Origin of the sequence: Bradyrhizobium sp. RDM12 (assembly GCF_051917485.1) — a bacterium.
Taxonomy (GTDB): domain Bacteria; phylum Pseudomonadota; class Alphaproteobacteria; order Rhizobiales; family Xanthobacteraceae; genus Bradyrhizobium.
The window spans coordinates 4,078,619-4,087,913 of the sequence record NZ_CM133064.1 but is presented as its reverse complement, the minus strand read 5'-3'; the positions used below and the strand labels follow the sequence as shown (position 1 = coordinate 4,087,913).

Below are 9,295 nucleotides of genomic sequence, written 5' to 3'. Positions count from 1 at the left end.
CAAAGTGTCGCCAACGGATGTGTCTGAAGTTGTGCGGGGGGATGTCTGAATTGGGACGTGAGAGCGGCTCTCAACCTGGCCGCAAGCGCCCCGGTCTGTCAGGCTGTCGTAAGCTGAACGGGCTACGGTCGTCCGGCTATGGTGTTGCAGCCCAGCACCTCAGCCTCCAACAACCTTCTACCCCGCCCGGCTCTCCCCTGGCGGGGTTTTTCTTGCGCGAGTACGGACCCGTCGTGCGTGCTCCGCGTATGCCTCCGTGGTTCTCCGACCATGAACAGAGTTCCTGGCCGGGTGGGCTGGGGAGCTGCGCGCGCTTGCTGAAATCCGATGAGCTGTCCGCCACTTGACGGCAAACTTTGCTTGTCGCTGGAATATTGCGACGGCCAACATGTTACCTGACATGGCGAGGTGAATCGTGGAGCTGACCATGAATCACAGGGGCGTTGAGTTCACGGTTGCAAAGACGGCGATCCCCGGTGTCTGGCAGTGGCAGTTCCGGATCGGCGACGAGACCAAGACCGGCAAGACCGAGACCAAGATCGATCTGCTGGCGATCCGTCGCGTGCAGCTGCGCATCGACCGGGAGCTGAAGGCGATCGGCGGCAAGACGGCCTGAACAAGACCGCCTGAACCGGCAGGTTGAGAGGGCTAGTCGGCGCTGGGCAGCCGCCGCATGGTGAATTCGATGTCGCCGCCGGGCAATTCGCGCCAGGTCTCGACTTCGCTCATGTAGCCAGCCTTCGGATAGCGCGCGAAGAACGCCTGCGCCCTCGCCCGTGCGGCCGCGCGCGGCAGAGTAAAGCTCTCGCGCAGATAGCCGTCACCGGCCTTGTCGCCCGATCCAGCGGCCGGCTTGCGCCGACGCGCCATCCGCTCGGCGAGGTCCCGCGGGCGATCCGCCATATCCTCCTCCTCAACGCAACACTACGAGAGAATGTAGGATCAGGGCCGAGCCAAGGGAGTCCCGGAAAGAGGCGTCGCCAGCCCCCGAGGCCCCTACAGTCAATTGGCGGCCGTGCCGGCCTTGGTCTTCTTGGGCGCGCTGGTGGCCGCTGCGGCCTTCGGCGCAGGCTGCTTCGGCGGGTCGGCACGCATTCCGCCCCAGGGATCGTTGGACGTCTTGGCATCCGGAATCTTCTTCAACGTCTCCTTGTAGGCCTTGTCGCGCGCGACATCCGCGGCCTTCTCGTCGTCGGTCTTGGAGGGGCCGTCCGCCATCAGATTGATGTGGGGCGCCTCCTGCGCCAAGGCCGGTCCAGCCACCAGCGCCAGCACCGCCGCCATACGGAAAAGCTTCATCACTCACTCCTTGATCATCGCTACAGGGGCGGATGCCGCACCCTGACCTTCTTCACGGCTCCGAGCGCCGCTTCAATTCACTAGAGCCGATCCGATTTGCACGATTTCGGCCCGTGGAGCCAGTCGTCCCAGATCGGGCCGCACCTGGTGCAACCATTCAGCGCCAAACCAAGCACGGCCAGGCAAATGACAAGGACACATCGACGCAACATCGTCCACCACGCTCCCAAGCGTGGCATCATATCGGGCGAAGTCGGGCATTTTCAAGCCGAGCGACCCGGTGACTTTGCCGCGCCCGACCGGGCAGAATGAGCGAAATATCCGGCAACACAGGAGGGGACGACAGTCATGCCACCGCAGCCAGACGCCGAGTTCGGCATCATTGAGGCCAGACGCATCCTCGGCGAGGTCTTTGCGCCCTGGGTACAGGATCTCAACCTCTCCGTCGAGCGCATCGAGCACACCCCACCCGCTGACGAGCCGGACTGGCAGCCGGGCGCGCTGCTCCGCATGCCGTTCTCGGAGCGGCTGTGCCGCAACGGCGGCGTGGTCTGCGGCCAGGCGCTGATGGCGCTTGCGGACACCGCGATGGTGATCGCGAATCTCGCCGCCAATCGCGGCTATCGTCCGATGACGACGGTGGACCAGACCACGCATTTCATGCGCGCGGTCTCCTCGTCCGACGTGCTGGCGGATGCGCGCGTGGTGCGGCTCGGGCGCACCATGAGCTTTGGCCGTGTCACCCTGCTCTCCGCCACCGACAACAAGCAGGTCGCGATGGTGTCGAGCGCGTTCGCGATGCTGCCGGGCTGAGCCTCATCCGAACGAAGAGAGCCGCGTGAGCGCAAACGCGTTCCGCGGCTCTCGATGACGATCATAACGACGCAAGAGACGCAAGCACGATGCAATCACGCGTCCGTGGCGACGCTGCCAAAATTACTTGCCGAGCACTTCGTCGGCGGCGGTGACGATGCTGACGTTCGGATTGGTGCCGCAATAGGTGCCGAACTTCTTGGCGTTCTCGACGAACACGTTGGTGTCGATGATCGCGTTGTCCTCGTCACCCTTGTACCAGCCGTCCATCCAGGTCAGCACCATCTTGATGGTGTCGTCGCCGCTCTCGAGGAACTGCTTGCAGCTCATGGTCGCGAGATCAAGCTTGGCGGCATGGGCGGGCATGGATGACAGCGAGAGCGCTGCGGCGAACAGAAGCGAAAGCGTGGTCTTCATCGAAATCTCCATCGGCGCGTAACGCCATAAAGGAAAGGCTTGCGGGGTAAACTCGGCGGGAAGTGACTCGCCGCTTCAACGTCGTAAACGAAGTCTGAAGCGCTGTGCAAGTAGCGCCAGTATTGAGTTTAGTTCAACGTAATTTCTATGCACTGTTTCACAATCATCATTCTGGATTGACGCCGATGATCGAGAAGCGTGCAGCGCAACGTTACCGGGTTTTCAAGGGTGGCACGGTTACCTTTGAAAATAGCGGTATCGCGTGCACCGTACGCAATATGTCCGACAGCGGCGCCGCGATCGATCTCGAAAACCCTGTCATGTTGCCACAATCGTTCACGTTGTCGATTTCACGCGACAATTTCGTGCGGAATTGCCGCACGGTGTGGCGCAATGACAAGCGCATCGGCCTCGCCTTCGTGCGATAGCGCGTACAATGTGAATGCCTGTTCGCATCGCACGCACGCAAACATCATGTCGACCTGATACGACGACGTCGGCGACGCCAGCGCAGCCCCGCGATGATCAGCGCGACAATCGTGAGCGCGATGGCCGACGATGCCGCAAAGAATCGTCCGCCGGGGCGATCGATCGTGCGCGACCACAATGACGGCGCTTCGCCCGGGCGCGCGAGACGAAACGCGACGAGGCTGTCGCCAATCGAGGTGCCGGCTTCGGAATGACCGCCGGCGCCGATCGCGACATATTGCTCGCCCTTCCAGAGATAAGTCATGGGATTGGCGACGCCGGGCACCGGCAGCCGCCCCTGCCACAGCTCTCGTCCGCTTCGCGCATCGAAGGCACGCAAGTAAGCATCCATCGCGCCGGTGAAGACGACACCGCCTGCAGTCACCGCGAGCCCGTTCACCAGCGGCGCGCCGAAGGGCAGCGGCACCCCGAGCGGCGCCAGATCCTCGGTGGTGCCGACGGTCGAACGCCAGAGGATCTTGCCGGCCTTGAGATCAACCGCGACCATTTCGCCCCAGGGCGGCTTGTTGCAGAGCAACCCGAGCGGCGACGTCACCACGGCACGCGACATCGCATAGGGCGCGCCTTTTTGCTGGCCGAAATCATGACCCGGTGGCGGATTGAATCCGCCGCGTCCGCGCGCGGGATCAACTTGACGAGATGGACGGCACGGCTGGTGTTGGCATAGAGGATCTGATTGACGGGATCGAACGCCGCACTGCCCCAGTTCACCCCTCCGCCGGTGAAGGGAAACACCAGTGTGCCTTGCGTCGAAGGCGGCGTGAAGAGACCTTCGTTGCGCGCTTCTGCGAACTGACGTTCACAAGACGAGCGGCGCAGGCCAGGCAACAGCGAGAGTGCATCGCTGGTCGAGATCGTCTGCGACGTCAGCGCCGGGACATGTGTCGGGAACGGCTGCGTCGGCGAGTCGTTCACCCTCGGCGCCGCCTTGCGGCACCGCTCGTTCCTCGACCGGCCACACCGGCCTGCCGGTGTCGCGGTCGAGCACGAACACAAAACCTTGCTTGGTCGGCTGGATGACGACATCGCGCGAGCCCTCACCCGTGTCGATGCGCACCAGCGTCGGCTGCGCCGCCAGATCGTAATCCCAGACATCGTGATGAACGGTCTGAAATGCCCATACCAGTTCGCCGGTCTCGATGCGCAGCGCGACAACCGAATCGGCGTGCTCGTTATTGCCCGGCCGTTTGCCGCCCCAAAAATCCGGCGAGGGCGAAGACGTCGGCAGGAAGACGAGCCCACGCGCCGCATCGACCGACATTGCGGCCCAGACGTTGGCGTGGCCGGCCTCGATGCCGTCGCGCTTGAGCGGCTCGAAGGTCCAGCGCGGCTCGCCACTGCGCGCGTCGAACGCGCGCACCACGCCGCTCGGCGCATCGACGCGGCGGTTGTCGCCGATCGAGGAGCCGACCACGACAACACCGCGGCCGACCGCCGGCGGCGACGTGATCTGGAATTCGCCGGGCCACTCCAGCGGCATGCCGGTATCGAGCTTGATCTCGCCACCCTTGCCGAAATCCGCGCAGGGAAGACCCGTCTTGGCATCGAGTGCGATCAGGCGAACATCGTTCGTTCCCATGAAGATGCGCGATCGGCAGGCGGCGCCTCGAGGCGCGGTGTCGTCAACCCAGTGGGTGACGCCACGGCAGACATAGCGATTGGCCGGACGCTGGTTGATGGCGATCTTCGGATCGTAGCGCCACTTTTGCGTGCCCGTGCCGGGATCGAGTGCGATCACCTCGTTGAAAGGCGAGCAGAAGATCAGGCTGTCCTCGACGAACAGCGGTGTCGCCTCGAACTTGGTTCGCCGCATCACCTCAGGCGGACGCGCCGTAATATCGCCGGTGTGAAATTCGAAAGCGCGGACGAGCTGGCCGACATTGTCGGACGTGATCTCGCGCAATGGCGAGAAGCGCGAACCGCCGGGATCGCCACCCCAGCTCTCCCAGGCGAGGCACGGCCGCGCAGCAAGCAGAATGACGAGGCCAATCAGATGTCGCAGCTGGCCCGCCACCCCGCGCCCTCGCTCTATTTCGGCTTCTTGGCGGGCTCGCTCGGACGCGCCCCGCCCCACGGATCATACTTTTCCTTGGACTCCGGAATGCGATCGAGCGCGGCCTTATAGGCCTTCTCGTCGACCTTGGGCTTGTTGTCCGCCTTCTGGCCGCCATCGTGCTGGCGCCGGCCGCCGCCCATCTGCGCCTGCGCGGAAGCAACCATCAGCGCCGCCACCGCAGCCGCTATGACCAAGATTCTCATTGGTGCGATCCGCCTTATCCGGGGTACAAACTAGCCTGCAATCCTCTAATAGCAAATGCGCTGGGTTCAGCCCTTCAGCAAATTTTGATCGGCCGGGACTTCGTCCCGTCGAATTCGCACCTATCTGTTGGCCCGCAGGGGACCTTCACGAATGTTGCGGATTGTTGCTCATGTGGCGCTGCTCGCCAGCGCGCTCGCGCTCGGCGCATGCGGCTTTGCCGACAGCCGCGCGCCCGTACCCGAATTCATGCGTCTCAAGGAAGCCGACCAGCCGCCGCCCGAACCGCCGCCTGACATCAAGCGCGTGGTCCGCGAGCAGATCGAAGTGGTCTTCCTCAACACCTCCAATCCCCGCGAAGTACAAGTCGCCCTGCCCCATCACGAGGTCCGCGGACCGGGCTGGACGGCCTGTGTCCGGGCGCAACTCACCTCGGCCACCGGCTCGGCGTTGGGCACCCAGACCTACATCGTGACGATCAACGGCGGAAACGTCGTCGACAGGCGGCGCGCGGAAGCCGACGACATCTGCGGGTCGGAAGCCTACGAGCCGATCTAGCAATCGATCTCACCACGCCTCCGGTTCCGGGAAAAACCTGTAATTCGCCCGGAACGATCGTCCCCTCCCATTCTTGTTACCGCCAAGGGCAGTTTCGGAGGAGGACAGGATGAGGACGTTCACGATTGCACTGCTGGCCGGCGTCGGGGCTCTCGCTGCGGCGAGCAGCACGAAGGCTGCGGATCTGTACACGAGCAGCGAATACACCAGCCCCAATCTGATTCAGGAGGTCCGGCTCGTCTGCGATGACGCCGGCAATTGCTATCGCACCCGCGGCGGCGCACGCGTGATCGTGCGCGACTCCTATGATGCAATGCCGCGCGAGCGCTATTACGAGCGCCGCACCTATCGCGATCGCGACTGGGACGACGGTCCGCGCGGCGGCGTCGGCATTCGCGCGCCCGGCGTCAGCGTGGGCGTCGGCGTCGGCGGGGACCGCTGGTAAGCAACACGGCATGACTGAAAGGACCGGACGAGACAGCTCGTCCGGTCCTGTACTTGCGTCACGTCTCGAGCGGATCAACCGGTGCCGCGATCCGTGCCGATGATTGCAGCTGCGCGATGAAGCGGGCAATTACCATGCCGGCGCACATCGCGGCGACGAAGATGACGGCTGAGGTCGAACCAAAGCCCAGTGCAGTCAGTGCCGGTCCTGGACAGAAGCCTGCCAAGCCCCAACCGATGCCGAAGATCGCGGGCCCAACAACGATCTTGGGATCGATGTCGCTGCGCGTCGGCACGTAGAAGCGTCCGGCGAAGACGGGATGTGCACGCTTCAGGACATGCCTGAAGCCGACGAAGGTCACGGCGATGGCGCCGACCATCACGAAGGCGAGGCTCGCGTCCCATGTCCCCGCCGGGATGCCGCCGAGGTCGAGGAAGTTCAGCACCTTTGCGGGATTTGACATGCCGGAGCCAATAAGCCCGAGGCCGAACAGCAACCCGATTGCGAATTGAACGAGAATGGTCATTGCCGTCAGCTCCAGTGCCGCATCACGAAGACGGTGGCGACGCCCGTCGCCATGAAGGTGATGGTCGCGACCAGTGAGCGCACCGACAATCGCGACAGACCGCAGACGCCATGGCCTGACGTGCAACCGCTGCCCCATACTGTGCCGAAACCGGTGAGCAGCCCTGCGGCGATCAGCACCGGCGTTCCCGCCGCGATCGTCTGCGCCGGCAGGGTTCCCGTCACAAGCCGCACCAGCACGGGTGCGGCAATGAGGCCGGTGACGAAGGCGAGACGGCCGGCAAACTCACCGTCCTCGTAAGGTGGAAACAACCGTGCCGCGATGCCGCTGATGCCGGCGATCCGTCCCGTCGTCCACATCAGCAGTACGGCGGACAGGCCGATCAGCGTGCCCCCGAGCAGCGAGGCAATCGGCGTGAAAGGCGTGACGACCATTTTGATCCTCCGAATCGAGACGGCATCCGCCAGCGGGCCGGCCTGATGCTCAATGAGACGTTAACAATATCACCCGAATTGAAGCGGCGTCCCAACCGGATTTTCCAATCTTTGCGCTAAGCATGTCGGCATAGCGCCGGCGGCTGCCTGGTGTGAACGGGGACGACGGGACGTGGTCGACATCGCGCATCAGGCTGCGATCAATCCGGCATCGGCGACGGATGCCGCGCCCGCGCTCGTCCCGCTTACGGCGATCGAGCCCGGTCAATGGCGCGCACTGGCGCAGCGGACGGTCGAGCCGAACGGCTATTATCTGCCCGGCTGGGAGCTCGCCGTCAGCGCAACCGCGCGCGATCGTGTCGGTGCCTCGGCCCTGTCCGTATGCGGCGGCTCCGCGACGCGGCTGATCGGCCTGATGCCGGTGGTCTCGCTCTGGCAGGCCTGGAAGATTCCCTTGCCGGCGCTGGTAAGCGCGCATCCCTACGGCACGCTGTGCAGCCCGTTGATTGACCGTGACGGGCCAATCGACGCCGCGACAGGCCTGCTGCACCGCGCGCGACGCCGGCGCGCATGCGCTGATCCTGCGTGACGTCGCGCTGGACGGCGCTGCGATGGCATCGCTCAGGGAAGCGCTCGGCCAGCTCGGCCTGAAGCCACGCGTGCTCGGCTCCTATGTCCGCGCCGGCCTCGATGCGAGACAGGACGGCGACAGGCTGCTGCACGAGGCTCTTGGCGCCAAGAAGCTCAAGGAATTGCGACGGCAGCGCCATCGCCTGGAGGAACACGGCGCGATCAGCTTCGACATCGCGCGCAAGCCCGACGAGGTCAGGCCCGCGCTCGAAACCTTCCTGCAGCTCGAAGCCAGCGGCTGGAAGGGCGAGCGCGGCACTGCACTGATTCAGGACCCGGGCGATGCGACCTTCATTCGCCGCGCCGTCTCCGCACTCGCCGAGACCGCGCAATGCGAGATTGTCACCCTGCGCGCCGGCGCGACGCCGGTTGCCGCCGGCATCGTGCTGCGCCACCAGGACCGCGCCTTCTTCTTCAAGCTCGGCATCGACGAGCGTTTTGCAAAGCATTCGCCGGGCGTGCAACTCACGCTCGATCTGACGCGCCATCTCTGCGCCGACCCGTCCATTGCGAGCGCGGATTCCACCGCGAGCGCCGATCATCCCATGATCAACCCGATCTGGCGCGGCCGCTTTGCAATCGGCGACGTGCTGATCCCGCTGCGGCGCAACGATCCGATGACAGCCCTGATTCACACGACGCTGATTGCCCGTGGCTTCGCACGCGAAACAGCGCGCCGCGCGATCCGCCTGCTCCGCAAATAAGCCGTCCCTACTCCGCCGCCTGCGCGTTGATCTCCGCCGAGACCTGGCGGATGGCGCGGGCGAGCAGATTCGGATCCTGTGCGCCGGAGACGGCGTATTTCTGCGCGAACACGTAGGTCGGCACGCCGGAGATGCCCTTTTCGGCGGCCTCCTGCGCGTCGGCCGACACGCGCGCGACATCCTCGTCGGTGGCAAGGCGCTTGCGCACGTCCTCGGCATCGAGGCCGACATCGGCGGCCGCCTGCACCAGCACGTTGGCGTCGGTGAGATCGCCGCCGTCACGGAAATACAGCTCCATCAGGCGCTGCTTCATCTCGGGTGCCTTGCCGATCGCCTCGGCCCAGAGGATCAGGCGGTGGCAGTCGGTGGTGTTGGGCTGGCGCGCGACCAGCTCGGGTTTGTAGACGAGGCCTTCCTCGCCGGCGGCCGCGACCACGCGGCCGGCAATGCCCTTATAGGCCTCGACCGAGCCAAACTTGGTGGTGAGATAATCCTCGCGGCTGATGCCGTCGCGCGGCACCCAGGGATTGAGGAAGAAGGGTCGGAAATTCAGCTTGACCGGAACGTCGGGCACGAGCGCCAGCGCGCTTTCGATCCGGTGCTTGCCGATATAGCACCACGGGCACACCACGTCGGAGACGACATCGATCTGGAGCGGTTTCAGCGTGCTCATGAGCGCCTCCTTCGGGCGGTGCGATTTCGTCGGTAGATAAGCCGAACGCC

Annotated in this window: 13 protein-coding genes and 2 pseudogenes; 6 read left to right on the top strand and 9 right to left on the bottom strand. The window is 64.6% G+C overall.

The genetic code is table 11. From position 1 onward, the window contains the following. Positions 1-427 precede the first annotated feature (427 nt). A complete protein-coding gene (locus ACTGJ9_RS19705) occupies positions 428-616 on the top strand; it encodes a hypothetical protein (RefSeq protein WP_456672483.1) in 189 nt (62 codons plus the stop codon). A gap of 32 nt (positions 617-648) precedes the next feature. On the opposite strand, the gene ACTGJ9_RS19700 is transcribed toward ACTGJ9_RS19705, so the two are convergent. Further along, on the bottom strand, positions 649-903 hold the full coding sequence (locus tag ACTGJ9_RS19700) for a hypothetical protein (protein WP_456672482.1): 255 nt from the start codon (positions 901-903) through the stop codon (positions 649-651). 99 nt (positions 904-1,002) lie between these two features. Continuing rightward, entirely contained in the window at positions 1,003-1,299 is a 297-nt protein-coding gene (locus ACTGJ9_RS19695) for a hypothetical protein (RefSeq protein WP_456672481.1), read from the bottom strand. Positions 1,300-1,647: 348 nt separating this feature from the next. Between ACTGJ9_RS19695 and ACTGJ9_RS19690 the strand changes: the two genes are divergently transcribed. After that, positions 1,648-2,112: a PaaI family thioesterase gene (locus tag ACTGJ9_RS19690; protein ID WP_456672480.1), complete on the top strand. Its 465-nt coding sequence runs from the start codon at positions 1,648-1,650 to the stop codon at positions 2,110-2,112. Between the two features lie 123 nt (positions 2,113-2,235). Here the strand turns inward: ACTGJ9_RS19690 and ACTGJ9_RS19685 are convergent, their stop codons facing one another. Beyond that, on the bottom strand, positions 2,236-2,529 hold the full coding sequence (locus ACTGJ9_RS19685; protein ID WP_456672479.1) for an HdeA/HdeB family chaperone: 294 nt from the start codon (positions 2,527-2,529) through the stop codon (positions 2,236-2,238). Positions 2,530-2,714: 185 nt separating this feature from the next. On the opposite strand from ACTGJ9_RS19685, the gene ACTGJ9_RS19680 reads away from it, so the two are divergent. Beyond that, the gene (locus ACTGJ9_RS19680) at positions 2,715-2,957 is read left to right on the top strand and encodes a PilZ domain-containing protein (RefSeq protein WP_456672478.1); all 243 of its coding nucleotides are present in this window, start codon (positions 2,715-2,717) and stop codon (positions 2,955-2,957) included. A 44-nt stretch (positions 2,958-3,001) separates the two neighbouring features. Here the strand turns inward: ACTGJ9_RS19680 and ACTGJ9_RS19675 are convergent, their stop codons facing one another. The 3 genes and pseudogenes from ACTGJ9_RS19675 to ACTGJ9_RS19665 form a co-directional block, all read right to left on the bottom strand. Beyond that, positions 3,002-3,568 (bottom strand): outer membrane protein assembly factor BamB family protein, encoded by a 567-nt coding sequence (locus tag ACTGJ9_RS19675; protein ID WP_456678404.1) that lies wholly within the window; start codon positions 3,566-3,568, stop codon positions 3,002-3,004. Beyond that, positions 3,550-5,032, bottom strand: a pseudogene (locus ACTGJ9_RS19670) (outer membrane protein assembly factor BamB family protein). Before ACTGJ9_RS19670 ends, ACTGJ9_RS19675 begins: the two are co-directional and overlap by 19 nt. A 14-nt stretch (positions 5,033-5,046) precedes the next feature. Next, positions 5,047-5,277 (bottom strand): hypothetical protein, encoded by a 231-nt coding sequence (locus ACTGJ9_RS19665; protein ID WP_456678403.1) that lies wholly within the window; start codon positions 5,275-5,277, stop codon positions 5,047-5,049. Between the two features lie 151 nt (positions 5,278-5,428). On the opposite strand from ACTGJ9_RS19665, the gene ACTGJ9_RS19660 reads away from it, so the two are divergent. Beyond that, positions 5,429-5,833: a hypothetical protein gene (locus ACTGJ9_RS19660; protein WP_456678402.1), complete on the top strand. Its 405-nt coding sequence runs from the start codon at positions 5,429-5,431 to the stop codon at positions 5,831-5,833. 109 nt (positions 5,834-5,942) lie between these two features. Continuing rightward, positions 5,943-6,278, top strand: coding sequence for a hypothetical protein (locus ACTGJ9_RS19655; RefSeq protein WP_456678401.1), 336 nt, complete (start codon positions 5,943-5,945; stop codon positions 6,276-6,278). Between the two features lie 58 nt (positions 6,279-6,336). Here ACTGJ9_RS19655 and ACTGJ9_RS19650 read toward each other — a convergent pair whose 3' ends face one another. Together ACTGJ9_RS19650 and ACTGJ9_RS19645 are read right to left on the bottom strand one after the other, a co-directional pair. Continuing rightward, positions 6,337-6,804, bottom strand: coding sequence for a DUF6691 family protein (locus tag ACTGJ9_RS19650; RefSeq protein ID WP_456678400.1), 468 nt, complete (start codon positions 6,802-6,804; stop codon positions 6,337-6,339). Between the two features lie 5 nt (positions 6,805-6,809). Further along, positions 6,810-7,238, bottom strand: coding sequence for a YeeE/YedE family protein (locus ACTGJ9_RS19645; RefSeq protein ID WP_456678399.1), 429 nt, complete (start codon positions 7,236-7,238; stop codon positions 6,810-6,812). A gap of 172 nt (positions 7,239-7,410) precedes the next feature. Between ACTGJ9_RS19645 and ACTGJ9_RS19640 the strand changes: the two are divergent. Then, positions 7,411-8,572 (top strand): annotated as a pseudogene (locus ACTGJ9_RS19640) (GNAT family N-acetyltransferase). Between the two features lie 7 nt (positions 8,573-8,579). Here ACTGJ9_RS19640 and ACTGJ9_RS19635 read toward each other — a convergent pair. Further along, positions 8,580-9,245, bottom strand: a complete 666-nt coding sequence (locus ACTGJ9_RS19635; RefSeq protein WP_456678398.1) for a DsbA family oxidoreductase — start codon at positions 9,243-9,245, stop codon at positions 8,580-8,582. Positions 9,246-9,295 lie beyond the last annotated feature (50 nt).